Below are 26353 nucleotides of genomic sequence, written 5' to 3'. Positions count from 1 at the left end.
ACCGTTTTGCCGTGCTTCACCTGAACTCATCGAATTCTGACGCTCTTCCCCTTCCACTCCGGAACTCTCCGGAATGCCTCGAACACTGTTCGTCATATGTTCGAAGGGCATGCTCACGGGTATCAATTCGGCACGTGCCGCAGGCAGTGACCGGGAACGGATGGTCAATTTCCGTTTCGGGTCGCTCCATTGGCGGGCGATCAGTAGCCTCTGCTCGAACACCGGATCGCCTACGCCTTGGAGAGATAGATGGAGCGTCCCGCCTGGGCCCCACGGAGCATCGACATCTCGGTGCCCAGCGTCTCCCGGATGTACGACTACTACCTGGGCGGATCGCACAACTTCGAGGTCGACCGGGAAGCGGCCCGCAGGGCCATGGAGTTCATGCCGGGACTCCCCAAGATCATGCAGGCGAACCGGGCGTTCATGCGACGCGCCGTGCGCTACGCGGCCGACCAGGGCATCGGCCAGTTCCTGGACATCGGCTCCGGCATACCCACGTTCGGCAACGTGCACGAGGTGGCCCAGGCCGCCCGCCCCGGCGCACGCGTGGTGTACGTCGACCACGACCCGGTGGCCGTGGCGCACAGCCAGGCGGTCCTCGAGGGCAACGACGACGCGGACGTCGTGGCCGCGGACCTCCGCAAGCCCCAGGAGATCCTGCGCAGCCCCGAGGTGGAGCGGCTGATCGACCTGAATCGGCCAGTGGCGTTGCTCCTCGTTGCCATACTGCACTTCGTGGAAGACGAGGACGACCCGTACGGGGCGGTGGCCGAGCTGGGCGAGGCGCTCGCGCCCGGCAGCATGCTCGTGCTCACCCATGCCTCGTACGAGGGCGTCCCGCTGCCGCCGGAGCGGGCCGGGGGCGCGGTGAACGTGTACCAGGACATCCGCAACCCGCTGATCATGCGCTCGCGCGAGGAGATCGCGCGGTTCTTCAAGGGGTACGACATGGTGGAACCCGGACTGGTGGCGATGCCGCGCTGGCGGCCCGACACCGCACCGGAGGACGAGGATCCTTACGCGTTCTCCGGTTTCGCGGGCGTGGGGCGTACGGCGTGATCGCGGAACCGGACGGGCCGGAGGACAGACTGCGCCGGTTCGCGACGATCTGGAGCCGGGCCGTCTTCCCGGTGACCTCGACGTCGTCGACCCGGCTGGAGTTCGAGGAGCAACTGCTGCCGCTGGCCCGGCGGTTGAGCGAGGCACTGCTGGCCCGGGCCTTCGACGCCGGCGCGGGCAGGGCGGTGGGCGCCGCCCTCGTGGACGCGCACTGCACCGACCCGGAGGCGCTCAGCCGCACGCTGGACTGTGTGGACGCCTACCTGGTCCTGTACTGCGGCGGCGACGGCGACCAGGAGGACCTGCGGGCGCGCTCCGCACGCCTCCAGCACGCGATGGCCGCCGGATTCGCGCAGGCGCTGCGCGAACGGACCCTGGCCGAGCAGGAGGCCATCGCCCAGGCCGCACTGCGGGCGCAGGGTGTGGTGGCGCAGGCCCTGCACGCCACCGAGGCCCGCTTCCGCGCGGTCTTCGAGGGCGCCGCCATAGGCATCGGCATGGCCGATCTCGACGGCAACATCCTTCAGGTCAACGGCGCGCTGCTGCGCATGTTCGGGGTCTCCGAGCAGGCGATGCGCACCCGTAACGTCAGGGAGTGGACCCACCCCGACGACGCGCCGCAGACCTGGCGGCTCTACGACGAACTCGTGCACGGCGAGCGTGAGCACTACCACGTGGAGAAGGCGTTCTACCGCCCTGACGGAACGGTCCTGTGGACCAACCTGACGGTCTCCCTGCTGCGGGACGCCGACGGCAGTCCGCAGTACCAGCTCGCGCTCATGGAGGACACCACCGAGCGGCGGCTGCTCAACCTGAGGCTGCGCTACGAGGCCACGCACGACGCGCTGACCGGGCTGCCGAACCGCACCTTCTTCTTCGAGCGCCTGGAGAAGGCACTGGGCGCCGGGAAGGGCCAGCGGTTCGGTCTGTGCTACCTCGACCTCGACGGCTTCAAGACCATCAACGACAGCCTCGGCCACGCGGCCGGCGACCGGCTGCTGGTGGAGGTCGCCGACCGGCTCCAGTCCTGCGCCACCGCGCCGGGCGAGATGGTGGCCCGGCTCGGCGGCGACGAGTTCGTGGCACTGACCACGGGCCCCGACACCCAGCGCGAGGTCGACGAGCTCGCCGCCCGCATCATGAACGCGTTGCTGGCCCCGATCAGCGTCGACGGCCGGGAGCTGACCGTGCGCGGCAGCATCGGCATCGTCGAGGGCCCGGCCGGCGAGCGCAGCCCCGCGGAGGTACTGCGCAGCGCTGACATCACCATGTACCGGGCCAAGTCGGCGGGCGGCAACCGCTTCGAACTCGCCGACCCGGAGGCGGACGCCCGCGCCATCACCCGGCACGGGCTGACCACGGCGCTGCCGACGGCCCTGGAACGGGGCGAGTTCTTCATCGAGTACCAGCCGCTGGTCCATCTCGGCGACGGCAGTGTGCGCGGTGCGGAGGCCCTGGTGCGCTGGCTGCATCCGCAGCACGGGGTGCTCGGGCCGGACCGGTTCATCCCGCTCGCCGAACACACCGGGCTGATCGTGCCGTTGGGCCGCTGGGTCCTGGAGCAGTCGGTGCGGCAGGCCCGTGAGTGGCGGGAACTGCACGGTGGTGTGGAGGCCGTGGGCCCGCTGCGGATCAACGTCAACCTCTCGCCCTGCCAGCTGACCCACCCCGGCCTGGTCCAGGACACCGTCGACATCCTGGAACGCGCGGGCGTCGAACCGGACGCGCTCTGCCTGGAGGTCACGGAGTCGGCGCTGATCGGCGCGGACGACGATCTGCTGAAGCCGTTGCGCCGGCTGGCGGAGATGGGCGTCGACATCGCCCTGGACGACTTCGGCACCGGCTACTCCAACCTCGCCAACCTGCGCCGCCTGCCGGTCAGCATCCTGAAACTGGACCGCTCCTTCACCCAGAGCATGCAGCAGTTCCCGGCCGACCCCGTCGACCTGAAGATCGTCGAGGGGATCGTCTCACTGGCCCACAGCCTGGACCTCGCGGTGACGGTCGAGGGCGTCGAGACGGGTGCGCAGGCCGAGCAGTTGCGGATTCTGGGGTGCGATACGGCACAAGGCTGGTACTACGCCCGCCCGGGCCCCCCGGAGCGGCTGCACGAACTGGCGTTGGTGGACGCGGCGGGCTGACGCCACCGGTGGCCGCTGCGAGGTGCCGGGTCAGGTGCCCAGCCCGCGCAGCAGCAGCGCGAGACCGCCCAGGAACTCCCGGTCGGCACTGACCTTCCGGGCGTTGCGGGCGGTCTCGGTCATGTGCGGAAAGGCGTCGGGCGGCAGCTCGGTGATGGCGACCGTGCCCTCGCCGGCCAGGGGCCCGAGGTGCTCCAGCTGGATGGCGCCGATGACGTACCCGAGCAGGCCCCGCAGCGCGATCACCCGCTGCTCGCCGTCGAATCCCGCCTCCGTGAGCACGCCGAGCACGGACTCCGACCAGCGCAGCCCGGCAAGGGACCGGTGCCGGTGGGCGACGGTCAGGGGCACGATCTCAGGATGGGCGGCCACGGCGTCCCGCAGCCGAACCACCAGCACCTCGATGCGCTCCTGCCAGGACGCCTCGGGGCCTGGCGGCTCGGTGTCCACGGTGCCCAGCACGAGGTCGACGATGAGCCGTTCCAGCTCCTGCCTGTCGTCCACATACCGGTAGAGCGCCATCGTGCTCATCCCGAGTTCCTTCGCGACCGAGCGCATGGACAGCCCGGTGAGCCCGTCGCGGTCGATCACGGCGAGGGCGGCCGAGGCCAGCCGGGCATGGCTGAGTGAGCGGGGGCGTGGCATGACGACGTTCAGCGTACGCCATACGCCAACCTTGTTAGGTGTACGGCATACGCCTACACTCGGTAGGAGTACGCCGTACACCTACGAAGGGGCACTCATGCTCATGCGCAGGCCCACGCGGCCGGTGAAGTCCGGCTCCACCGTCACCGGACGCCACCTGGCCACCGTCTCCGGCGACCCCGTCGCCGTCCCCGATCCCGAGCGCCTGGTCCACCTCCAGTTCCGGCGGTTCGCCGGCTGCCCGGTGTGCCATCTGCACCTGCGGTCGGTGGTCCGCAGGCACGCGGAGATCGAGGCCGCCGGCATCCGTGAGGTCGTGGTCTTCCACTCACCTGCCGAGGAGCTGCGCCGGTACACCGCCGACCTGCCCTTCGCGGTCGTCGCCGACCCCGGCAAGCGGCTGTACGCCGAGTTCGGCGTCGAGTCGGCTCCCCGTGCCCTGCTCAGCCCGCGCGCCTGGTGGCCGGTCGTCAGGGCGGTGCTGCGCGGTGGGTGGGAAGTCCTCCGTGGCCGCGAACGGCTCCCCGCGACCAGCCAGCCGGGCGGCAGGCTCGGCCTGCCCGCCGACTTCCTCATCGGTCCCGAGGGCCGGGTCCTCGCCGCCAAGTACGGCGAGCACGTCTACGACCAGTGGCCGGTCGACGAGCTCCTGCACCTGGCGTCCTCCCACCGGCCGGCCCTCGGCCACCCTCCGGCGCGGCAGCCGCAGTCGTAGGCCGGGACCCGCGGGCGCCTCACCGCTCCAGCAGCATCCGCTGCAGTTCCCGGGCCGCCCGCGGCGGAGCCACATCGCTGCGGTGTGCCAGGGCGATGGTCCGGTGCAGACCGGGACGGTCCAGGGGCGTCACCCTCAGTCCACGGCCGGACCGCGCGGCCACCATCCGGGGCACGACGGCCACCCCCAGCCCCGCCCGCACGAACCCCAGCACCGCGTCCATCTCCCCGCCCTCCACCGCGAAGTCCGGCTCGAACCCCTCGGCGCGACACGCGGCCACGGTCAGTTCGCGCAGGTCGTAGCCGTGCCGGAACATCACCAGGCGCTCGTCCTCCAGGTCGGCCACGCGTACGGTGCGCCGGCCCCGGCCGGGTCTCGGCGCGTCCGGGGAGGAGACCACGACCAGGTCCTCGCGCAGCAGCTCCACCGTCGTCAGCGCCGGGGACGGCGTCGGCAGGGGCAGCACCACCAGGGCGAGGTCCAGCGCGCCGCGTGCCAGCTCCCGCACCAGGTCGTGCGAACCGCCCTCCTCGATCAGCAGCTGGATACCTGGATAGCGGTCGTGGAAGGCGCGCAGCACGTCCGGCAGCAGGCCCGTGCACAGGCTGGGCGTGGCGCCGAGCCGCACCCGCCCCCGGCGCAGCTGCACCAGCTCCAGCACCTCGTGCCGGGCCGTGTCCGCGTCCGCCAGGATGCGCCGGGCCAGGGGGAGGAGGGCCTCCCCGGCGTCCGTGAGCGTGATGTTGCCCCGGGCCCGCAGGAACAGGTCCGCGCCCAGCTCCCGCTCCAGCGCCTTGATCTGCTGCGACAGCGACGGCTGCGCGACATGGACCAGATCGGCGGCCCGCGTGAAGTGCCGGGTCTCGGCGACGGCCACGAAGTACTGGAGCTGCTGGAACTGCATACTCGTACGATAGCCCCAGGCTATGGAATCAAGCTGGACCATGTCTTGGACCGATCGGCTCCGCGTCCGTAGCGTGCTGTGCCATGGCTCTGGCAACGCGGACGGACCGACGGCCGTCCATGGCACGCACCGTGTGGGACTCCACCCTCGGCAAGAAGACCGTGATGGCGGTCAGCGGGCTGATCATGCTGCTGTACCTGGTCGTCCACATGATCGGAAACCTGAAGATCTTCTTCGGGGCCGGCGAGTTCGACCACTACGCCCACTGGCTGCGCACCGTCGGCGAGCCGTTCATGCACTACGAGTGGACGCTCTGGCTGGTCCGGATCGTGCTGGTGGCCGCCGTCGTGGCCCACGCCGTGTCCGCATACCAGCTCAGCCGCCGCGACATCAGGGCACGGCCCAGCAAGTACGTGCACAAGAGGCCGCGCGCGAGTTACGCGACGCGCACCATGCGGTGGGGCGGGGTCATCCTCGGGCTGTTCATCGTCTGGCACATCCTGGACCTCACGACCGGCACCGTGCACCCCGGCTTCCGGCCCGGCCACCCGTACCAGAACGTGCTGGACACCTTCTCCACCTGGTACGGCAACGTCATCTACATCGTCGCGATGCTCGCGCTCGGCCTGCACGTGAGGCACGGCTTCTGGAGCGCCGCCCAGACCCTCGGCGCCGGCAGCCGCACCCGCGACCGCGCCCTGAAGACCGTCGCCAACGTCCTCGCGCTGCTGCTCACGGCGGGGTTCATCGCCGTACCCGTGGGCGTCATGACCGGAGTGGTGAGCTGACATGACCTACACCGACTACGCGACCGGTGAACCGGTCGTCGACACCAAGGCCCCGAAGGGCCCCGTCCACGAGCGCTGGGACAAGCGCCGCTTCGAGGCCAAGCTGGTCAACCCCGCCAACCGGCGCAAGCACACCGTCATCGTCGTCGGCACCGGCCTCGCCGGCGGTTCCGCCGGGGCCACCCTCGCCGAACAGGGCTACCACGTCGTCCAGTTCTGCTACCAGGACTCCCCGCGCCGCGCCCACTCCATCGCCGCGCAGGGCGGCATCAACGCCGCGAAGAACTACCGCAACGACGGCGACTCCGTCCACCGGCTGTTCTACGACACCGTCAAGGGCGGCGACTTCCGGGCCCGCGAGTCCAACGTCCACCGCCTCGCCCAGATCTCCGTCGAGATCATCGACCAGTGCGTGGCCCAGGGCGTGCCGTTCGCCCGCGAGTACGGCGGCCTGCTCGACACCCGTTCCTTCGGCGGCGTCCAGGTGTCGCGGACCTTCTACGCCCGCGGCCAGACGGGACAGCAACTGCTGCTCGGCGCCTACCAGGCCCTCAGCCGCCAGATCGCCGCGGGCAACATCGAGATGCACCCGCGTACGGAGATGCTGGACCTGATCGTCGTCGACGGGCGGGCGCGCGGGATCGTCGCCCGGGACCTCATCACCGGCAGGATCGACACGTACTTCGCGGACGCCGTCGTACTCGCCAGCGGCGGCTACGGCAACGTCTTCTACCTGTCGACGAACGCCATGAACTCCAACGCCACCGCGATCTGGCGGGCGCACCGGCGCGGCGCCTACTTCGCCAACCCCTGCTTCACCCAGATCCACCCCACCTGCATCCCGCGCACCGGCGAGCACCAGTCCAAGTTGACGCTGATGAGCGAGTCGCTGCGCAACGACGGCCGCATCTGGGTGCCGAAGGCCAAGGGCGACGACCGCCCGCCGAACGAGATCCCCGAGGACGAGCGCGACTACTACCTGGAGCGCATCTACCCCTCCTTCGGCAACCTGGTGCCGCGTGACATCGCCTCCCGCGCCGCGAAGAACGTCTGTGACGAGGGACGGGGCGTCGGCCCCGGCGGGCAGGGCGTCTACCTCGACTTCGCCGACGCCATCGAGCGCATGGGCCGTAAGGCCGTAGAGGCCAAGTACGGCAACCTCTTCGACATGTACCAGCGGATCACCGACGAGGATCCGTACCGGGTCCCCATGCGGATCTACCCCGCCGTGCACTACACGATGGGCGGACTGTGGGTCGACTACGACCTGCAGACCACCATCCCCGGCCTGTTCGCGATCGGCGAGGCCAACTTCTCCGACCACGGGGCCAACCGGCTCGGTGCCTCCGCGCTGATGCAGGGACTGGCCGACGGCTACTTCGTGCTCCCGGCGACCATCAACGACTACCTCGCCCGCAACCCGCTGGGGGACCGGGTCGACGCCGGCCACCCGGTCGTCCAGGAGGTGCTGGCCGAGACCGAGGACCGGCTCAACCTGCTGCTGTCCGTCGACGGCGACCGCACGCCCGACTCCTTCCACCGCGAGGTCGGCGAACTCATGTGGGAGTTCTGCGGCATGGCCCGCACCGACTCCGGGCTGCGCAAGGCGCTGGAGCGCATCCCGCAGATCCGTGAGGAGTTCTGGCGGCGCATCAAGGTGCCCGGCACCGGCGAGGAGTTCAACCAGTCGCTGGAGAAGGCCAACCGCGTCGTCGACTACCTGGAGCTGGCCGAGCTGATGTGCCTCGACGCGCTGCACCGCAGCGAGTCCTGCGGCGGCCACTTCCGCGATGAGTCCCAGACGCCCGACGGCGAGGCCGAACGGAAGGACGACGAGTTCGCGTACGCGGCCGCCTGGGAGTTCACCGGCACCGGCGAGGCTCCGACCCTGCACAAGGAAGACCTGGTCTTCGAGTACGTCCACCCCACCCAGCGGAGCTACGCATGAAGCTCACCCTGCGCGTCTGGCGGCAGAAGAACGCCGACGCCGAAGGCGCCATGTCCACGTACGAGGTGGACGGGATCTCCTCCGACATGTCCTTCCTGGAGATGCTCGACACCCTCAACGAGGAGCTCATCCTCAAGGGCGAGGACCCGGTCGCCTTCGACCACGACTGCCGCGAGGGCATCTGCGGCGCGTGCTCGCTCGTCATCAACGGCGACGCGCACGGGCCCGAGCGGACGACCACCTGCCAGCTCCACATGAGGTCGTTCAAGGACGGCGACACGATCGACATCGAACCGTGGAGGGCGTCCGCGTTCCCGGTGATCAAGGATCTGGTCGTCGACCGCTCGGCGTTCGACCGGATCATCCAGGCCGGCGGGTACATCACCGCGCCCACGGGTGCGGCTCCGGAAGCACATGCCACACCGGTGCCGAAGCCGGACGCCGACTTCGCCTTCGAACACGCCGAGTGCATCGGGTGCGGCGCGTGTGTCGCGGCGTGCCCGAACGGTGCGGCGATGCTGTTCACGTCCGCCAAGGTCAACCACCTGAACGTGCTGCCACAGGGCGCGCCCGAGCGCGAGACGCGGGTGCTGGACATGGTGGCGCAGATGGACGAGGAGGGCTTCGGCGGGTGCACCCTCACGGGAGAGTGCGCCACGGCGTGCCCCAAGGGCATTCCGCTCATGTCCATCACCGGCATGAACAAGGAGTGGCTGCGGGCCACGCGGAAGGTGAGCAAGCGGTAGAGCAGGGCAGGTAGGAACGTTCGCCGTTCGGTGCGGACGGGCGGGGCCGGTTGGTGCTCACCGGCCCCGTCTCGCCTTTCCGGGCTCCAGGCATTCAACATCCCGGCATCCGCGCTCCCGGCACTGGTCACGCGAAGGTCAGGCGGCATGGGCACAACAGTGACGGCGGCACCGCTCGCCGCCCCCGGCCCGTGACCAGGAGAGAGCCATGACCGGCGTACTGACCGTCGACCGCCCCGCGCAGCCCACGGCCCCCACCCGCTACACCGTCGCCCTCGCCCGGAACGAGGAGGACGTGCGTGCCGCGCAGCGGCTGCGGCACGACGTCTTCGCCGGGGAGCTGGGCGCCCTGCTGGCCGGCTCGCAACCCGGGCTGGACGTCGACCCGTTCGACGCGTACTGCGACCACCTGCTCGTCCGTGAGGAGACGACCGGCCAGGTCGTCGGCACCTACCGGCTGCTGCCGCCGGAGCGCGCGGCGGTCGCCGGACGCCTGTACTCCGAGAGCGAGTTCGACTTGAGCTCCCTCGCCGCGATCCGGCCCGAGCTCGTCGAGGTCGGCCGCTCCTGCGTGCACCCCGACCACCGCGACGGCGCGGTCATCAGCCTCATCTGGGCGGGAATCGCCCGCTACATGGTCGACCGGGGCCACGAGTGGCTCGCCGGCTGCTGCTCCGTCCCGCTCGCCGACGGCGGCGCCCTCGCCTCCGCCACCTGGGACCGGGTGAACGCCAAGCACCTGTCGCCGCAGGAGTACCGCGTGCGGCCGCTGCTGCCGTGGGTACCGGGCCCGGCGCCCGCCGCCCGCGTCGAACTGCCCGCCCTGCTGCGCGGCTACCTGCGCCTGGGCGCCTGGGTGTGCGGCGAACCGGCCCACGACCCGGACTTCGGTGTCGCCGACCTGTACGTGCTGCTGCCGATGAGCCGGGTCAACCCGCGCTACCTGCGGCACTTCCTGTCCCTCGTCCCCGCCTGATGAGCGCCTGGCTGCCCACCGCGCCCTGCACGCCGCAGGCCTGTGTGCAGGCGCCGGTGGGGGTGTCGGCGGGGGTGCCGGCGCGGGCCGTGCCGCGTGCCGTGCTGCGGCTCACCGGGATAGTCCTGCTGCTGCTCGCGGGGATCGCGCTGTCGCCGTTCGGTGCCCGGATACCGGCATCCCTGATCCGGCGGTGGTGCCGGTGGCTCGTGCGGGCCGCGGGGGTCCGGGTCCGCATCACCGGCGCCGCCGCCCCCACCGGCGGACTGCTGCTGGTCGCCAACCATATCTCCTGGCTGGACATCCCGCTGCTCACCGCCGTTCGCCCCGCGCGGATGCTGGCCAAGACCGAGGTACGGCGGTGGCCCGTCGCCGGGCCGCTGGCCACCCGCGGCGGCACCCTGTTCATCGACCGGGACCGGCTGCGGGCCCTCCCGGACACCGTCGCCCGTATCGCCAGGGCCCTGCGCGAGGGCGCCGCCGTCGCGGCGTTCCCCGAGGGCAGCACCTGGTGCGGCCGGGCCCAGGGCACCTTTCGCCGGGCCGTCTTCCAGGCCGCCCTGGACGCCGGGGTGCCGGTCCAGCCGGTCCGGATCGGCTACCGGCTCGCCGGCGGAACGGCCACCACCGCGCCCGCGTTCGTCGGCGACGACACCCTGCTCGCCTCCCTGTGGCGGGTCGCGACGACCCGCGGCCTGGTCGCCGAGGTCGAGCTCCGCGCCCCCATCCCCCCGGGCACCCACTCCGACCGCCGCTCCCTGGCCCGTGCCGCACAACCGCAGGAGACGGCGGCACCGGCGTGGACGCACACGGTGCTGGTGGCGTAGCGGCCTCGGACGCTTCAGCGAGAGCCGGACAGTACGCGTGCGAGATACGGCGCGGTCCGGCTCTCCGCCGAGCGTGCCACGTCCGCCGGCGGTCCCGCCGCCACGATCCGGCCGCCCGCGTCGCCGCCGCCCGGGCCGAGATCGACGACCCAGTCCGCGCCCGCGACGACGGACATGTCGTGCTCGACGACGATCACGGTGTGCCCGGCGTCGACGAGGCCGTGCAGCCGGCTCATGAGGACGTCCACGTCGGCCGGGTGGAGGCCGGTCGTCGGCTCGTCGAGGAGGTAGAGCGTGTGGCCGCGCCGGCCGCGCTGGAGTTCGCTCGCCAGCTTGATGCGCTGGGCCTCACCGCCCGAGAGCTCGGTCGCGGGCTGACCGAGGCGGAGGTAGCCGAGGCCCACGTCGAGCAGGGTGCCGAGGCTGCGGGCCACGGCCGGGGTGTCGGAGAAGAACTCCGCCGCGCTCTCCACCGTCAGATCCAGCACCTGCGCGATGTTCCGCCCCCGGTACGCCACCTCCAGCGTCTCCGGGTTGTACCGAGCCCCGCCGCAGTCCGGGCAGGGCGCGTACGTGCTCGGCAGGAACAGCAACTCCACGCTGACGAACCCCTCGCCCTGGCAGGTCTCGCAGCGCCCGCCCGCCACGTTGAAGGAGAACCGGCCGACACCGAAGCCTCGCGCGCGTGCCCCGTCGGTGGCCGCGAACACCTTGCGTACGACGTCGAAAAGGCCGGTGTACGTCGCGAGGTTCGAACGCGGCGTGCGTCCGATCGGCTTCTGATCCACCGAGACCAGCCGGCCCACGCCGGGCGTGTCCTGTGTGAGCTCCCCGATGAGCGTCGACTTGCCGGAGCCGGACACCCCGGTGACCGCGGTGAACGCGCCGAGCGGGAACTCGGCGGCCACACCGCGCAGGTTGTGCCGGGTGACCGGCCCGGTCTTCAGCCACCCGCTCGGTTCGCGGACCTCGCGCGCCGGGCCGGGGGAGCGGTCGAACAGGTAGCGAGCCGTCGCCGACTCCTCGACGGCCGCAAGCCCGGCGACCGGGCCGCTGTGCAGCACCCGCCCGCCGTGCTCGCCGGCGCCCGGACCCACCTCCACCAGCCAGTCGGCACCACGTACGACATCCAGGTGGTGCTCCACCACGAACACCGAGTTCCCGGCCGCCTTCAGCCGCTCCAGCACGACGAGCAGCGCCTCGGTGTCCGCCGGGTGCAGCCCGGCCGACGGCTCGTCGAGGACGTAGACGACACCGAACAGGCCGGAGCGCAGCTGGGTGGCCAGGCGCAGTCGTTGCAGCTCGCCCGCGGAGAGGGTGGGGGTGGGCCGGTCCAGGCTGAGGTAGCCGAGACCGAGTTCGAGGACCGGCGCGATGCGCGAGATGAGGTCGTCGGTGAGCACCCGGGCGGTCTCGGACGTCGCGTCGAGTGCGGCGGCCAGCTCCACCAGCGGCAGCGCCGCCAGCTCGGCGATGGTCCGGCCGCCGAACGTCACCGCCAGTGCCTCGGGCCGCAGCCGGCTGCCACCGCACGCCGGGCAGGGCGTGCTGGTGAGGAACCGCTCGGCCTTCGTGCGCAGGGTCGGGCTCTTGGAGTCCGAGAACGTCTTCATCACATACCGGCGGGCGCTCATGTACGTGCCCTGGTACGGCCGCTGGATCCGGTCCGCGTCCCGCACCGGGTGCACGGTCACCACCGGCTGCTCGTCCGTGAACAGGATCCACTCACGCTCGCCGGCGGGCAGCTCCCGCCACGGCCGGTCCACGTCGTACCCGAGCGCGTCGAGGACGTCCCGCAGGTTCTTGCCCTGCCAGGCGCCCGGCCACGCGGCGATCGCGCCCTCGCGGATCGACAGCGACGGGTCCGGGACCAGCAGCTCCTCGCTCGTACGGTGCACCCGGCCGAGCCCGTGGCACTCCGGGCAGGCCCCGGCCGCCGTGTTGGGTGAGAAGGCGTCGGAGTCGAGGCGCCCGGCACCGGGCGGATAGGTGCCGGCCCGGGAGAACAGCATGCGCAGCGAGTTCGAGAGGTTGGTGACGGTGCCGACCGAGGAGCGTGAGGTGGGTGCCGAGCGGCGCTGCTGGAGCGAGACGGCCGGCGGCAGACCGGTGATCTCCCCGACCTTCGGCGCGCCCACCTGGTGGATCAGCCGGCGCGCGTACGGGGCGACCGACTCGAAGTAGCGCCGCTGCGCCTCCGCGTAGATCGTGCCGAACGCCAGCGACGACTTGCCCGAGCCGGACACGCCGGTGAACACGGCCAGCACGTCCCTGGGGATGTCGACGTCGACGCCCTTGAGGTTGTGCTCGCGGGCACCGCGGACACGGACGTACGGATCGTGGGGGCCGTGGGGGTCGTGCATGGGCAACGACTCTAACCGGAGGTGATCGCGGCCAGCCGCCGGTAGGAGTCCAGCAGCGCCTCGCGGTCGTAGGTGCTGGTGGTGACCAGGACCTCCTGCGCCCCCGTCTCCTTCAGTACCGTCTCCAGCTCGTGCGCGACCTGCTCCTCGGTGCCGGCGATGTGGCCGGTGAGGCCGGACTCGTAGAAGCCGCGTTCCTTGCCGGTCATGGCGAGCGCCTCGACGCGCTCGGCGGGCGGCAGGGGAGGGAAGGTGCCGTGCGTGCGGGAGTACGCCATCGCCCAGGCTTCGGGGGTCAGCAGCCGACGGGCCTCCTCGGGGGTCCCGGCCACCGCGACCGTGCCGGAGACGACCACGTAGGGTTCGCTCGCCCAGGGCGAGGGGCGGAAGTGCTCCCGGTAGTGATCGATGCCGCGCCGCATCTTCTCCCGGTTCCTGAAGTCGCCGATGACCATGGGCAGACCCGCCCGGGCCGCGATGCCGGCGCCCTCACCCATGGCCAGGACGAAGGGCGGCACGGTCAGTCCCTCGGCGGGACGGGCGTGCACACCGGTTGGGGAGGTGCCCCGGAACCAGCCGAGCAGCTCCCGCAGCTGGGCCTCGAAGTCCTCGGCGTCCTCCTTGTCACGGCCCAGGGCCCTGCGCACCCCGTCCGTGAAGCCCACGGACCGCCCCAGACCCATGTCGATCCGCCCGGGGAACAGCGACTCCAGCACCCCGAACTGCTCGGCCACGACCAGCGGCCGGTGGTTGGGCAGCATCACCCCACCGGTGCCGACCCGGATCGTCCGCGTCGCGGCGGCGACGGCGGCCGCCAGCACGGTCGGCGCGGAACCGGCGACCCCGGGCACCCCGTGATGCTCCGAGACCCACAGCCGGTGGTATCCGAGCCCCTCCAGCTCCCCGGCCAGCCGCACGGTGTCGCGCAGTGCCTCGGGATGCGTGTGCCCCTCGCGGGTGCGGGACCGGTCGAGGACGGAGAAGCGGGTGGTGGCGATCGAGGAACTCACACCGGGTTCAACGCGTGATGGCTCGCGGCATTCCCGCCGGCGCCGCCCCGCCGAAAACCCGGTGACCGCATCCCCGCACGTCAGCACAATGGAGCGGCACGGCCCGGCGCCGCCGGGTGCAGCGCGTGAAGAGGGGGGACCGGCCATGGCCGTCGCGAACGTCCTGCTGTCCGGCATCGTCGGCTCGACCGCGTACGGCCTGGCCCGTCAGGGCTCGGACATCGACCGCCTCGGCATGTTCGCCGCGCCCACCGAGGCTCTGCACGGGCTCCACACGCCGAAGGAGTCCCACGTCACCACGGCACCGGACCGCACCCTGCACGAGGCCGCCAAGTGGTGCCGACTCGCCCTCGGCGGCAATCCGACCGCCATGGAGCTGGTGTGGCTCCCGGACGAGCTGTACGAGGTGCGTACCCCGCTGGGCGACGAACTGATCGGCATACGTGCGTCGTTCCTGTGCGCGAAGCGCGTCCGGGACGCCTATCTCGGTTACGCCACCCAGCAGTTCCGCCGGCTCGAGAACCGCGGGGACGGCTCGTTCTCGGCGGACACCCGGAAGCGCACCGCGAAGCACGCCCGGCACCTGAAGCGGCTGTGTCACCAGGGCCTGTCGCTGTACACCACCGGCCGACTGGAGATCCGCGTCGAGGACCCCGAGGAGTACCACGCCTTCGGCGAGCGCGTGGCCGCCGACCCGGCGGCCGCGTTGCCCCTGCTCAGGCACTACGAGGCCGCCTTCGACGAGACGCCCACCGTGCTGCCCGAGCGGCCCGACGAGGCGGCCGTCGAGGCGTGGCTGCACCGGGTCCGCGGCCTCTTCTACACCGCGGGGACCACCACGTCGTGCTCGTGCTCGCAGGCCTCGTCGATGCCGTAGGTGTCCCAGGCGGGGAACGGGTCGTCCGCCGGTACGGGCTCGCCGGGTGCCATCAGGCAGCCGGTCAGGGCGGAGTGCAGGGCCGGGGCGTCCAGCCCGGTGCCGATGAACACCAGCTCCTGTGCGAACGGGGTGTCTCCGTCCCGGGCCGCGGAGGGCTCGAAGCGGGCGACGGAGCCGGCCTGTGACCACAGGCCCGTCACCCGCTGGCGGCTCGCCAGGGTGAAGAAGCCCTTGGAGCGCAGGATCCGCCCGTACGTGCCGGCATCCAGTTCCTCCGTGACGAACGTCCACAACCGCCCCGGGTGGAAGGGGAGTTCGGAGCGGAAGACGGTGGAGGAGATGCCGTACTCCTCGGTCTCGGGGACGTGGTCGCCGTTGAGTTCCCTGACCCAGCCCGGTGCCTGCTGGGCGCGTTCCAGGTCGAACAGGCGGGTGCCGAGCACCTGGCGGAGGTCCACCCGGCCGTGCGTCGCCGGGACCAGCCGGGCGAGTGGGTTCAGCCGGGTCAGCGCCGCCCGCAGCCGGGCTGCCGTCTCCTCGTCGACCAGGTCGAGCTTGTTGAGGACCAGGACGTCGGCGAACTCGACCTGGTCGACGAGGAGATCGCTGACGGTGCGCTCGTCGTCCTCGTAGGGGGCGAGACCCCGCTCGGCGAGGTCGTCGCCGCTCTCCAGCTCGGCGAGGAAGTTGGCCGCGTCGACGACCGTGACCATGGTGTCCAGCAGGGCCACGTCGTCGAGGGTGGCGCCGTCGTCACGGGCGAAGGCGAAGGTGGCCGCGACGGGCATCGGCTCGGAGATCCCGGACGACTCGATGAGGAGATGGTCGAACCGGCCCTCGCGGGCCAGCCGGTCCACCTCTTCCAGCAGGTCGTCGCGGAGCGTGCAGCAGATGCAGCCGTTGGTCATCTCGACCAGGCGTTCCTCGGTCCGCGACAGGGCGGCCTCGCCGCCGCGCACCAGGGCCGCGTCGATGTTGACCTCGCTCATGTCGTTGACGATGACGGCGACGCGCAGCCCCTCGCGATTGGTCAGGACATGGTTGAGCAGGGTGGTCTTGCCCGCCCCGAGGAATCCGGAGAGCACGGTGACGGGCAGCCGTTCGTACGACACGGTGTCAGCCCTCGGGGCGCAGCAGCCCGCGCTCGTAGGCCTTGACCAGGTTCTGCGGTACGAGGTGACGGACGCCGTCGACGGTGACCGGGACCAGCGTCGGCGTGGCGGCCTTCCACTGGGCGCGGCGGTGACGGGTGTTGCTGCGGGACATCTTCCGCTTCGGGACAGCCATGGGACTCCTCCTCGGTGGGCAGGCACCGAGGACGCTACATGAAAATGGATCCCATTAACAATTCGCGTCCTCGGTGCCCGTGCCCGTCGCCCGGTGTCCCGGTCCGGTGCGTCAGTCGTCGGCACCCACGAGCATCCGCACCTCGAACTCCTCGTGTGCGGTGCCGTCCTCGGCCGGGCCCTTGTCCAGCACCGTGCCGAGCCAGCCCAGCAGGAAGCCCAGGGGGATCGAGACGATGCCGGGGTTCTGGAGCGGGAACCAGGCGAAGTCGACCTCGGGGTAGAACGAGGCCGGGGCGGAGGAGACGACGGGGGAGAACACGGCGAGCAGGACGGAGCTGGCCAGACCGCCGTAAAGGCTGAGCAGTGCTCCCTTCGCCGTGAAGCGCCGCCAGAAGAGGGTGTAGATGATCGTCGGCAGGATCGCGGACGCCGCGATGGCGAAGGCGAGGAACGCGAGCGTCGCGGTGTTCGCCCCCCAGGCGACGAGCGCGAGCAGGATGCCGAGGATGCCGATGACCGCACCCGACAGCCGGGCGACGGTCAGCTCCTCCGTCTCGCTCGCGCGGCCCTTGCGGATCACCTCGCTGTACAGGTCGTGCGCGAGGGACGAGGCCGCGGCCAGGGTGAGTCCCACTGCCACGGCGAGCAGGGTCATATACGCCAGGCAGGTCAGCAGCGCGGTGAGGACACTGCCGCCCAGCTCGTGCGCGAGCAGCAGGACGGAGGCGTTGCCGGTGCGGTCCGTGCTCTCGATGGCGTCCCGGCCGAGGAGCGCGGTGGCGCCGAGGCCGAGGATGCCGGCCCCGAAGCAGACCGCGCCGACCAGACCGATGGCCCACACGACGGAGGAGCGCAGGACGCTGCTGGTGCGCGGGGCGAGCAGGCGCATCAGCACGTGCGGAAGGGCGGCGAGGCCGAGGACGATGGCCAGTTCGAGGCTGAGGAAGTCCAGCTTGTTGCTGACGGTGCCGCCGTAGCGCAGCCCGGGTTCGAGGAAGGTCAGGCCGGTTCCGCTGCGCTCGGCCGCCCTCTCGAGCAGCGCGTTCGGGTTCCAGTCGAAGTGGTACAGCACCCAGCCCGCGGTGAACAGCACGCCCACGATCAGCATCACGGCCTTGATGATCTGGATGACCGTCGCTCCGGGCATGCCTCCGAGGGAGGCGTAGAGGATCACGAAGGTACCGATCACGACCACGCACAGGGTGCGGGTGGTGCCGCTCGGGACGCCGGTGAACTGGGTCAACAGGGCGACGCTGCCCACGAGTTGCGCCACCAGGTAGAGGGTCGCGATGGCCAGGATGCAGACGGCCAGCGCGACCCGCACCGGCCGCTGCTGCCGGGGCAGCCGCAGCGCCACCGTGTCGCCCAGGGTGAACTTGCCCGTGCGGTGCAGGGGTTCGGCGATGAGCAGCAGCACCATCATCCAGGCGACGGTGGTGCCGCCGAGGTACATCAGCCCGTCGTACCCGGTCAGGGCGACCAGTCCGGTGCTGCCCAGCAGGGTGGCGGCGGACAGGTAGTCGCCGCACATGGCAAGGCCGTTGCGCAACGGCGACATGGCGCGGTTGCCGAGATAGAACTCGCTGATCTCGTCGCGCTGAGGTGCCGTCAGCAGAGCCGTGAACAGGGTGATCACGACCACGGTCAGGAACAGGACGAACGTCAGCTGGAGGCTGCTGTCGTCGATGGCGGCGAGCGTCACCACGTGCGGAACCCCCTTGTGCCGTGCTGGAGGGGCTGCCCGGACCCTTGGGGCGGAGCCGCCGCCGAGCGGGCACGGCGGCTGTCGTTCTCGTGCTGCCGGGACCTCAGGCCGCGGGCGAGCGGATCGACCCGGGTGCGCATGTGCCGGACGTAGCACCACGCGGTCACGCCCATGATGACGAACTGGCCGAGGCCGAGGGTGAGTCCGATCGTGAGGTGGCCGAACAGTGGCTGGTTCATCACCGCGGGCACAAAACTCGACAACAGCACATACAGCAGGAATCCGCCGACGGACAGGATCGTCGCCCGGGTGCCGAACCGGCGCTGCGCGCGACGCAGAGAGTGAAATTCGGGATGATCGGATATGCGAGACGGCGGAGTGTGTTCGATGTGCGGAAGTGGGAATGTGGGAGTGTCGTCCCGTCGCGGTGGAAATTCGGGCACAGGCGCACCTTCTTCGCTGCATCGTGCCCCGCACTCGACCCCTTGGAGTCAGTGGTCTCGTCCGGCTTTCGAGCAGGGTGGAGGGACGCCGGACGCACTGTGGGGGTGCGGGCTCTGTGGGGGTCTCGTGAAACCGAAAAACTCGCTGTTCGGATTCACGCGGACGGCCTCGGGGTTCTTTGTGGGGATCCCCGACCAGCCCCGCCCACGGGTGGTGGTGAGGCTGAATGCGGAGTATGTCAGTGGGACGCTTGAGCCATCAACTGTGAGGGTCAATTGATGGCTGTTCATGGCTCGTTCACGCCACGGTTGAACGTTGGCGATACTGCGCCAGCTTGATCATAAAAGGCCCGGTCGATGAATAGTACGGACCATTTCTCCGGCCGGGCTGGTCAGAAGCGGGCGCCGACGGCGGTGCCGGACCGGGGGACGAGGAACGCCGGCGCCTTCGGCAGCGAGCCGTCCGCCGCGCGGGGGCCGGTGAGCAGGGCCGGGTCGGTGCTCAGGACCGAGGAGGCGTCCCACGTCCCGCCGATGTTCCAGGAGTTGCTGCTGGCGACCGTCCCGGACCCGACGGCCGCCGGGCGCTGGTCCGCGACGGAGAGGTTGCCGGTGAGCCTGGCGGTCCCGCCCGAGACGTCGGCGTCGAAGCCCGTACCGGCGTTGGCGTACGTCGAGTTGCGGCTCAGGGCGAGGGCGCCCGGGTTGCCGTTGTCGGTGAATCCGTGCTTGGCGTTCTTGAAGGCGACACTGCCCCGGACCGTGTGGGCCACGGCCGGGGCCGGGCTGCCGCCGCCGAGTTTGAAGCCGTTCCCGTCGCCCGCGAAGTCGGGGAAGTTCCAGCGGTTGAAGCCGTTGCCGTACGCCACCGTGTTCTCGATCGTGACCGGGGAGGTGAACTTCCAGGCGTCGAAGCCGTCGTCGACGTTGTTCCACAGCCGGGCGCCGCGCACCACGTTGCCCGAACCGCTGCCCTCCTTGACGGCCAGGCCGTCGGCGCTCTCGCCGTTCTTGCGCGGGTCGCGGTTGCCGTAACTGTCCAGGTTCAGGATCTGGTTGTTGCTGGAGGCGCCCTGGAGCTGGAAGCCGGACTCGTAGTTGTCGTGCGTGCTCAGGCGCGCGAAGACATTGCTGTTGCAGCCGTCGCAGTACACGCCGTACGGGCCGTTGACGATCTCCAGGCCCGAGATCCGCCAGTGCGACGCCTCCATGTGGATCGCCCCGCGCTCGACACGCGGGATGCTGCCGCCGACCGGCGTGTGGCTGGCGGGCAGCTTCTCCCCGTCGACGACCACGCGCTCGCCCTGGTGGGCCGAGAGGGTGATGGGCTGGGACGCGGTCCCCGAGCCGGCGATGGTGATGTTGTCGGTGAGGGCGTACGTCCCGCCCCGCACGCTGATGGTGTCACCGGGCTTCGCCAGGTCCACCGCCCGCTGAATGGTCCTCAGCGGCCGGTCGAGCGTACCGGGGCCGGAGTCGTCCCCGTCCGCCGCCACGACCAGGGTCGTCCCCGCTGCGGCTGCCGACCCTGCCGGCCCGCCCAGCGCCATGGCCACCGCGGCCCCCGCCATCGCCACGGACCAGATCGCTGCGTTACGCATACGGCCTCCTGCCTGTACCTGCGTGGGTGTCGCAGAGCAGTGACCGCCAGGGGGGTGAAGGTTGCCGGGGTGCGAGACACGGCCGGGGAGCGGGGCCATGGACCGGCTCCGGGCACGGCCCTGTTCCTGCGGACTCGGCCGGGGCGGCGCGGGGCGGGGGCGGGCTCCGGTGCGGTCTCGCGCTCTCGTGGATCGGGGCCTGGGCAGCGGGTTCGCTGCTCGGTTCTCGGTCGGGCCGTGGGCAAGCCCCGTTTCTTCGGACGGGAGTCTGGGCGCGCGGCGGGGGACGAGCTCCGGGAGCACTCTCGCGTGCCGTGGACGGGGAGCCGGGCAGTGGGCTCGTCGCTGGTGTGTCCGTCTCGGCCGTGTGCGGGGTTCCGGTTCCGGCGGGCCGCGGCGCGGGCGGGGGACGGCTCCGGCCGGCCTGGGGTTCCGCAGACGGCGAGCCGGGCAGCGGGCCCGCCGCCCGGATGTCGGTCGGCCGTGGGCGCAGCCCCGCTCCCCGAACCGGGGCAGACGTCGGTGAGTACTGCCGGCACGGGCCGGGGGCGCACCCGCTCCGGGTGCGGTCCGGCGTTCGCGCCTGTCGGGGCCCGGGCCGGGGAGCCGTCGCCGACCGGCCCCGGCGCCCGCGCGGTCGGCCTGCCCGGGGAGGGCGACGGGGACCGCCGGACGGCCTAGGGTGGGCGGCGTGAGTGACGATCGCCGTGCGGCCCCGCTGGCCGTGTTCGACCTGGACAACACCCTCGCCGACACCGCGCACCGGCAGCGGTTCCTGGAGCGCAGGCCGCGGGACTGGGACGGGTTCTTCTCGGCGGCGCCCCAGGACCCGCCCCTCCCGGAGGGCATCGCGCTGGTCAAGGAGAGCGCGCGGGAGTGCGAGATCGTCTACCTCACCGGGCGGCCCGAGCGTTGCCGGCGCGACACGCTCGACTGGCTCGCCGCGCAGGGACTGCCCGAGGGGCGGGTGTACATGCGGCGCGACGCCGACCGCAGGCCCGCCCGGTTCACGAAGCTGGAGATCCTGCGGCGGCTCGCCCGCACACGCGCGATCCGCGTCCTCGTGGACGACGACGAACTGGTCTGCGAGGACGCCCGGCGGGCGGGCTTCACCGTCGTACGGGCCGACTGGGCGGCCAGGTCCGCCGAGCTGAAGGTGGCGCAGGAGCGGGAAGGACGCACCTGAGAGCACGCGTTGGCGGAGTGTTCACCTCCGCCGGGTATCTCCGGGCACAGAGGACAGCGGACAGCTGACCGCGGACATACGGGGGATGCCATGAAGGGAAGTCGTAGGGGCGCGCTCGCGGCAGCCGCGCTCGTCGGCGTCGCACTGCTCAGCGGCTGTGCGAAGCCCGACCGGAGCGAGATCGTCACCTGGACGGACGAACACGGCCGGGCCTGCACGGGTGTGGCGATCGTCGACTCCGAGGACGGCGACCGGGAGGTGAGCAGCATCGACTGCGACTACCCGCCGGAGGGCAGGCGGCCGGGCCGCTCCACCTCGGCACCCCTGCCGGGCTGAGCCGGCCGGAAGCAGGGCGGCGGACTACTCGGACTCCTCCAGCCGGAACCCCACCTTCAGCCCCACCTGCCAGTGCGCGATCTGCCCGTCCTCGAGCTGCCCGCGCACCTGCGTCACCTCGAACCAGTCCAGGTTGCGCAGCGTCTGCGAGGCCCTGTTGATGCCGTTGCGGATGGCCTCGTCGACGCCGTCGGGGGAGGTGCCGACGATCTCCGTGACCCGGTAGGTGTGGTTCGACATGCCGCTGCTCCTCTTCAGTGACGGGTGTCACACGTGACTCCACCGTGCCCCAAACGGCGGCGAAGCGCGAGACGTCGTCTCCCGCCCCGCCGCCAGGCGGCACAGGGACGTCAGCGCACCACGCTCAGCGACAGCGCGAACCGGCCCGCGTCGTCCGTCCACCAGTGGGCCAGGTCCAGCCCCGCCGCGGACAGTTCGCCCCGCACTCCCTCCTGCCGGAACTTCGCCGACACCTCGGTGCGCAGCTCCTCACCCGCCTCGAAGTCCACGGCGAGGTCGAGCGCCGGCACCTTCACGGTCTGCGCCGTACGGGAGCGCAGCCGCATCTCGATCCACTCGTGCTCGGCGTCCCACGCCGCCACATGGTCGAACGCGGCCGGCTCGAAGTCGGCGCCGAGCTCGCGGTTGATCACGGTGAGCACGTTCTTGTTGAACGCGGCCGTCACCCCGGCCGCGTCGTCGTACGCCCGGACCAGCACCTCCTCGTCCTTGACCAGGTCCGTGCCCAGCAGCAGCGCGTCGCCCGGGGCGAGCAGGGCCCGCACGGACGCCAGGAACGCGGCGCGCTCGACGGGCAGCAGGTTGCCGATCGTGCCGCCGAGGAACGCCACCAGCCGCGGCCCCGGCGTCTCCGGCAGCGTCAGCTCCGCGGTGAAGTCGGCGATCAGCGCGTGCACGTCGAGCCCCGGCCGCTCGGCGGCGAGCGCCTGTCCGGCCTGGGTGAGGGCGCTCTCGCTGACGTCGACGGGGACGTAGGTGTGCAGGTCCGTCAGGGTGTCCAGCAGGTGCCGCGTCTTCTCCGAGGAGCCGGAGCCGAGCTCGACCAGGGTGCGGGCCCGGGTCGCCGCGGCGATGTCGCCGGAGCGCGCCACGAGGATCTCCCGTTCGGCGCGGGTGGGGTAGTACTCGGGCAGTTCGGTGATCTTCTCGAACAGGTCGCTGCCGTGCGCGTCGTAGAACCACTTCGGCGGCAGCGTCTTGGGACGGCCGGTCAGACCCCGGTGGACGTCGGCGCGCAGCGCGGCGTCCGTGGCGTCCTCGGGCAGCGTGCGGGTGAGGTGGAACGGGCTCACGTACGGGGCTCCTTGGGTGAGGCGGGCACGAAGGCGTCGGCCGGCTCCTTCAGCGGCGTGAGCAGCACGTCCGTGCGGCTCGCCGCGAGCAGCGTGCGGTCGGGCACCTCCTGCCAGTGCGGATCGTCGTCGTAGGGCTCCGAGGCCACGACGGTGCCGCCGCCGGGCCGGTTGAGATACCAGAGGGTGTCGCCCCAGGCGGTCGCGGTGATGGTGTCGCCGTCGGTCAGCAGGAGGTTGAGCCGGGAACCGGGCGCGGCGGCGGCGACCTCCAGGACCGTGTCGGCCAGCGCCTGGCCCTGCTCGTCGCCGCTCCTGAGCCGGGCCAGGACCAGGGCCCACACGAGCGCCGAGTCGTTGCGGGCCTCCAGCGACAGCAGGTCCTCCGGCGGCAGGGTGCGGGACACCGGCGCGAGCGAGCCGGGCCAGCCCTTGACCGCCCCGTTGTGGCTGAACAGCCAGGTCCCCGCGGCGAACGGCGCCGCCGCGGCCTCCGCGTCCGCGCCCGACAGCGTCGCGTCCCGCACTGCGGCGAGTATTGCGGTGGACCGTACGACCCGGGCGAGATCGGCGAACGACAGGTCCGCCCAGACCGGCCCGGCCCGGCGGTAGCGGGCCGGCACCGGGTCGCCCTCGGCGTACCAGCCCACGCCGAAGCCGTCGGCGTTGACCGTCCCGTACTGCTGCCGCCGGGGCGCCCATGACTGCCGGTACAGGCCGTGCGGGGGATCCACGAGGAAGCCGCCGAGCGGCTCCGCCGGCCCCACGTACGCCACGTGACGGCACATCAGACGTCCTCCGAGCGGGCCGTGCGGAACCCGGAGAAGATCTGCCGCCGGATCGGGTGGTCCCAGTTGCGGAACGTGCCCCGGCAGGCCACCGCGTCCACGGCGAACGAACCGCCGCGCAGCACCTTGTAGTCGGAGCCGAAGAAGACCTCCGAGTACTCCTTGTACGGGAACGCCCTGAACCCCGGATACGGCAGGAAGTCGCTCGCCGTCCACTCCCACACGTCGCCGATCAACTGCCGTACGCCGAGGGGCGACTCACCGGCCGGGTAGCTCCCGGCGGGCGCCGGACGCAGATGCCGCTGGCCGAGGTTGGCGTGCTCGGGCCCCGGGTCGGCGTCGCCCCACGGGTAGCGCATGGAGCGGTCGCCGGCCGGGTCGTACCGGGCCGCCTTCTCCCACTCGGCCTCCGTGGGCAGCCGGCGTCCCGCCCAGCGTGCGTAGGCGTCGGCCTCGTACCAGCACACGTGCAGCACCGGCTCGTCCGGCGGGACGGCCTCGGTGACGCCGAAGCGCCGCCGCAGCCACTGCCTGCCGTCCCGCCGCCAGAACAGCGGGGCCGTGAGGGAGCTGCGGCGGACGTGGGCCCAGCCGTCCGCCGTCCACCAGCGCGGGTCGTCGTAGCCGCCGTCCTCGATGAAGGCCTGGTACGCGCCGTTCGTCACCGGCGTGGTGTCGATCCGGAAGGGCGCCACCTCGCGCCGGTGCGCGGGCCGTTCGTTGTCCAGGGCCCACGGCTCGTCGGAGGTGCCCATCGTGAACGGGCCGCCCGGAACGAGGACTTCGGACGGGCCGGTGAACAGCGGCACCGGCTCCGGGTCGGGCGCGGTCAGCGCCTGCGGGCCCCGGCGCAGCTGATGGGTGATCAGCATGGTTTCGTCGTGCTGCTGTTCGTGCTGCGCGATCATCCCGAAGGCGAACCCGGCCTCCGTCAGCCGTGTCCCGTGGAACGCGGCCTTCTCCAGCACGTCCAGGGCGCGGCCACGGACATCGGCCGCGTACGTGCGTGCCTCGGCCGGCGACAGCAGGGGCAGCTTCGGCCGCTCGGCCCGCGGATGCTCGAAAGCGTCGTAGAGGCCGTCGATCTCGGGCCGTATCGCCTCGTGCCCGGCGACGGCCCGCAGCAGCCACTGCTCCTCCTGGTTGCCGATGTGTGCCAGGTCCCACACGAGCGGTGACATCAGCGGCGAGTGCTGTGCGGTCAGGTCGGGGTCCTCGACACAGCTCGTCAGCAGGGTGGTGCGGTCACGGGCGACGACCAGCGAAGCGACCGCGCGCTCGCGCAGGACCTCGGGGTCGGCGGTATCGGTGTCGACAGCGGGGCTGGTGTCGGTCATGAGCGCGGGTCCTTCCCGTGGGCGCGACCGTCCGTGCCGCGCTGTCGGTCGAGCAGGTCGTCGGCCGGGCAGCGGCCCAGGACGACATAGCGGTCCAGATAGGCCGTGACGGCCTCGACGACCTCGGGCGCGGCGCCGAGCCGGGGCAGGGCGTCCAGCGCGGCCGTGAAGCACGTGACGGCCACCTCGCGCAGTTCGGCGTCGGCCAGACCGCTGCGGGCCGCGTCGACCCACAGCGGGTTGTGCGGCGCGGGCATCCCGAGTGTGCGCTCGGCCAGTGGTTTCACGGCCCGGTAGGCGGTCTCTGCGGCCTCCGGGTCGTCGAACAGTGCCGCCGTCACGGCCAGCGGCACGATCCAGCCGTCGTCGCCTGGTTGCGCGTCGATCATGCGCAGTTCGAGGTGGCCGCGCGGTCTGACCGGCGGGAACAGCGTCGTGACGTGGTAGTCGAGGTCCTCCCGCGTGGGCGCCCGGGGGACGCCGGTGCGGATCCACTCGCGGAAGGTGAGCCCCTCCGGGACGTCCCAGGGCCCGCCGTCGCGCCGTACGCACATCACGGGGGAGTCCAGCACGTGCCGGGCCCAGGCGCCGCGCGGGTCGGCGTCCAGGGGCGGGCCGCCCGCCCGGCCGGCGCCGATCCGGGTCCACATCAGCTGCCGGGTGGACAGCCAGCCGGTCGGCCGGCGACCGGCGAGCGGGGAGTTGGCGAACACGGCCACCAGGACCGCGCCCAGGTGATGGGCCAGCCACCAGCGCCGCACATGGCCGAGGGGCCCGGGCTCCTCGTGGCCGGCGTCCACGCAGACCTGCACGGAGGCCGAGGTGCACATCATGGCGCGGCCGGAGGGGCCGGTGCGGTCGAGGCAGGCCTCCATGGCGTCGTAGCGCGGTTCGCGCAGGAACCGGCGCGGTTCATGCCAGGGATCGTGGCCGAGGCCGACCAGGGTGAGGCCGTGTCCGCGCAGGACCGCGCGGACGGCGTCGAGGTCGGCGGAGACGGTGGCGATGACGTCCGTCAGGGAGGCGGCGGGGGGCGAGCTCAGCTCCAGCTGGCCGCCGGGCTCCACGGTGAGCGCCGACCTCAGGGACAGGGGCCGCAGCGCGGCGTAGGCCGCGTCGAGTCGTTCGGGTGTGACGGGGAGCTGCGGTGCGCGCAGCTCGTGGACGAGCCATTCCACCTCGACGCCGAGGCGGCGCGGCGGGCCGGTCTTGAAGCAGATGCCGCGCACCAGAGCTTCGACCTCGGCTTCGGACAGGGCGGTGTGCGGCTTGGTACAGCCACCCGCCGGGGCAGTGGACGCATCAGACATGTCGGGATCCTCCTGAGATTCCACCATGCCACCGGTCCGG

At 71.8% G+C, this 26353-nt stretch carries 25 protein-coding genes; 11 read left to right on the top strand and 14 right to left on the bottom strand.

Features of this window, described 5'->3' with window-relative positions; genetic code table 11:
- Window positions 1-249 precede the first annotated feature (249 nt).
- Together MQE23_RS06015 and MQE23_RS06010 are read left to right on the top strand one after the other, a co-directional pair.
- Window positions 250-1062, top strand: a complete 813-nt coding sequence (locus MQE23_RS06015) for an SAM-dependent methyltransferase (protein ID WP_020272503.1) — start codon at window positions 250-252, stop codon at window positions 1060-1062.
- Entirely contained in the window at window positions 1059-3203 is a 2145-nt protein-coding gene (locus tag MQE23_RS06010) for an EAL domain-containing protein (protein WP_243378469.1), read from the top strand. Before MQE23_RS06015 ends, MQE23_RS06010 begins: the two co-directional genes overlap by 4 nt.
- A 30-nt stretch (window positions 3204-3233) precedes the next feature.
- Here the strand turns inward: MQE23_RS06010 and MQE23_RS06005 are convergent, their stop codons facing one another.
- A complete protein-coding gene (locus tag MQE23_RS06005; protein ID WP_243378468.1) occupies window positions 3234-3848 on the bottom strand; it encodes a TetR/AcrR family transcriptional regulator in 615 nt (204 codons plus the stop codon).
- Between the two features lie 103 nt (window positions 3849-3951).
- On the opposite strand from MQE23_RS06005, the gene MQE23_RS06000 reads away from it, so the two are divergent.
- Window positions 3952-4563 (top strand): peroxiredoxin-like family protein, encoded by a 612-nt coding sequence (locus MQE23_RS06000; RefSeq protein WP_243378467.1) that lies wholly within the window; start codon window positions 3952-3954, stop codon window positions 4561-4563.
- A gap of 19 nt (window positions 4564-4582) precedes the next feature.
- Here the strand turns inward: MQE23_RS06000 and MQE23_RS05995 are convergent, their stop codons facing one another.
- Complete coding sequence (locus MQE23_RS05995; protein ID WP_243378466.1) at window positions 4583-5467, bottom strand: LysR substrate-binding domain-containing protein; 885 nt, start codon at window positions 5465-5467, stop codon at window positions 4583-4585.
- A gap of 119 nt (window positions 5468-5586) precedes the next feature.
- Between MQE23_RS05995 and MQE23_RS05990 the strand changes: the two genes are divergently transcribed.
- The 5 genes from MQE23_RS05990 (at window position 5587) to MQE23_RS05970 (ending at window position 10752) form a co-directional block, all read left to right on the top strand.
- Window positions 5587-6255: a hypothetical protein gene (locus MQE23_RS05990; RefSeq protein ID WP_020272498.1), complete on the top strand. Its 669-nt coding sequence runs from the start codon at window positions 5587-5589 to the stop codon at window positions 6253-6255.
- 1 nt (window position 6256) lies between these two features.
- A complete protein-coding gene (locus MQE23_RS05985; protein WP_243378465.1) occupies window positions 6257-8203 on the top strand; it encodes a fumarate reductase/succinate dehydrogenase flavoprotein subunit in 1947 nt (648 codons plus the stop codon).
- The gene (locus tag MQE23_RS05980) at window positions 8200-8949 is read left to right on the top strand and encodes a succinate dehydrogenase/fumarate reductase iron-sulfur subunit (RefSeq protein ID WP_020272496.1); all 750 of its coding nucleotides are present in this window, start codon (window positions 8200-8202) and stop codon (window positions 8947-8949) included. The genes MQE23_RS05985 and MQE23_RS05980 overlap by 4 nt, the downstream gene beginning before the upstream one ends.
- 208 nt (window positions 8950-9157) lie before the next feature.
- Complete coding sequence (locus tag MQE23_RS05975; RefSeq protein WP_037669051.1) at window positions 9158-9925, top strand: GNAT family N-acyltransferase; 768 nt, start codon at window positions 9158-9160, stop codon at window positions 9923-9925.
- Window positions 9925-10752, top strand: coding sequence for a lysophospholipid acyltransferase family protein (locus tag MQE23_RS05970; RefSeq protein ID WP_243378464.1), 828 nt, complete (start codon window positions 9925-9927; stop codon window positions 10750-10752). The genes MQE23_RS05975 and MQE23_RS05970 overlap by 1 nt, the downstream gene beginning before the upstream one ends.
- Window positions 10753-10766: 14 nt before the next feature.
- Here the strand turns inward: MQE23_RS05970 and MQE23_RS05965 are convergent, their stop codons facing one another.
- Together MQE23_RS05965 and MQE23_RS05960 are read right to left on the bottom strand one after the other, a co-directional pair.
- A complete protein-coding gene (locus MQE23_RS05965) occupies window positions 10767-13115 on the bottom strand; it encodes an excinuclease ABC subunit UvrA (protein WP_243378463.1) in 2349 nt (782 codons plus the stop codon).
- 11 nt (window positions 13116-13126) lie between these two features.
- Window positions 13127-14125: an LLM class flavin-dependent oxidoreductase gene (locus MQE23_RS05960; protein WP_243378462.1), complete on the bottom strand. Its 999-nt coding sequence runs from the start codon at window positions 14123-14125 to the stop codon at window positions 13127-13129.
- 145 nt (window positions 14126-14270) lie between these two features.
- Here MQE23_RS05960 and MQE23_RS05955 point away from each other — a divergent pair, with 145 nt between their 5' ends.
- Window positions 14271-15002 (top strand): nucleotidyltransferase domain-containing protein, encoded by a 732-nt coding sequence (locus tag MQE23_RS05955; protein ID WP_037672073.1) that lies wholly within the window; start codon window positions 14271-14273, stop codon window positions 15000-15002.
- Here the strand turns inward: MQE23_RS05955 and MQE23_RS05950 are convergent.
- From MQE23_RS05950 to MQE23_RS05930, 5 genes are all read right to left on the bottom strand, one after another.
- Window positions 14945-16117, bottom strand: a complete 1173-nt coding sequence (locus tag MQE23_RS05950; RefSeq protein WP_243378461.1) for a GTP-binding protein — start codon at window positions 16115-16117, stop codon at window positions 14945-14947. The genes MQE23_RS05955 and MQE23_RS05950 overlap by 58 nt on opposite strands.
- Before the next feature lie 4 nt (window positions 16118-16121).
- Window positions 16122-16292 (bottom strand): 50S ribosomal protein L32, encoded by a 171-nt coding sequence (gene rpmF, locus MQE23_RS05945; RefSeq protein WP_010043581.1) that lies wholly within the window; start codon window positions 16290-16292, stop codon window positions 16122-16124.
- Between the two features lie 111 nt (window positions 16293-16403).
- Complete coding sequence (locus MQE23_RS05940) at window positions 16404-17999, bottom strand: cation acetate symporter (protein WP_243378460.1); 1596 nt, start codon at window positions 17997-17999, stop codon at window positions 16404-16406.
- Window positions 17993-18442, bottom strand: a complete 450-nt coding sequence (locus tag MQE23_RS05935) for a DUF485 domain-containing protein (RefSeq protein ID WP_020275711.1) — start codon at window positions 18440-18442, stop codon at window positions 17993-17995. Before MQE23_RS05935 ends, MQE23_RS05940 begins: the two co-directional genes overlap by 7 nt.
- A gap of 392 nt (window positions 18443-18834) precedes the next feature.
- Window positions 18835-20043: a right-handed parallel beta-helix repeat-containing protein gene (locus tag MQE23_RS05930; protein ID WP_243378459.1), complete on the bottom strand. Its 1209-nt coding sequence runs from the start codon at window positions 20041-20043 to the stop codon at window positions 18835-18837.
- A 691-nt stretch (window positions 20044-20734) separates the two neighbouring features.
- On the opposite strand from MQE23_RS05930, the gene MQE23_RS05925 reads away from it, so the two are divergent.
- Complete coding sequence (locus MQE23_RS05925; protein ID WP_243378458.1) at window positions 20735-21229, top strand: hypothetical protein; 495 nt, start codon at window positions 20735-20737, stop codon at window positions 21227-21229.
- 90 nt (window positions 21230-21319) lie between these two features.
- Window positions 21320-21565, top strand: a complete 246-nt coding sequence (locus MQE23_RS05920; protein WP_020275708.1) for a hypothetical protein — start codon at window positions 21320-21322, stop codon at window positions 21563-21565.
- Between the two features lie 24 nt (window positions 21566-21589).
- Here the strand turns inward: MQE23_RS05920 and MQE23_RS05915 are convergent, their stop codons facing one another.
- From MQE23_RS05915 to egtA, 5 genes are all read right to left on the bottom strand, one after another.
- Window positions 21590-21805 carry a dodecin gene (locus MQE23_RS05915; protein WP_020275707.1) on the bottom strand — a complete coding sequence of 72 codons (216 nt, stop codon included), beginning with the start codon at window positions 21803-21805 and terminating at the stop codon, window positions 21590-21592.
- A gap of 110 nt (window positions 21806-21915) precedes the next feature.
- A complete protein-coding gene (gene egtD, locus MQE23_RS05910; RefSeq protein WP_243378457.1) occupies window positions 21916-22878 on the bottom strand; it encodes an L-histidine N(alpha)-methyltransferase in 963 nt (320 codons plus the stop codon).
- The gene (egtC, locus tag MQE23_RS05905; protein WP_243378456.1) at window positions 22875-23666 is read right to left on the bottom strand and encodes an ergothioneine biosynthesis protein EgtC; all 792 of its coding nucleotides are present in this window, start codon (window positions 23664-23666) and stop codon (window positions 22875-22877) included. The genes egtD and egtC overlap by 4 nt, the downstream gene beginning before the upstream one ends.
- The gene (gene egtB, locus MQE23_RS05900; protein WP_243378455.1) at window positions 23666-25003 is read right to left on the bottom strand and encodes an ergothioneine biosynthesis protein EgtB; all 1338 of its coding nucleotides are present in this window, start codon (window positions 25001-25003) and stop codon (window positions 23666-23668) included. The genes egtC and egtB overlap by 1 nt, the downstream gene beginning before the upstream one ends.
- Window positions 25000-26313: an ergothioneine biosynthesis glutamate--cysteine ligase EgtA gene (gene egtA, locus MQE23_RS05895; RefSeq protein WP_243378454.1), complete on the bottom strand. Its 1314-nt coding sequence runs from the start codon at window positions 26311-26313 to the stop codon at window positions 25000-25002. Before egtA ends, egtB begins: the two co-directional genes overlap by 4 nt.
- Between the last annotated feature and the right edge of the window lie 40 nt (window positions 26314-26353).

The sequence above is a fragment of the Streptomyces sp. HP-A2021 genome (assembly GCF_022807935.1).
Classification (GTDB): domain Bacteria; phylum Actinomycetota; class Actinomycetes; order Streptomycetales; family Streptomycetaceae; genus Streptomyces; species Streptomyces afghaniensis.
Note: the sequence above shows the minus strand (reverse complement) of the source record. Positions and strands in the feature narration are given on the sequence as shown.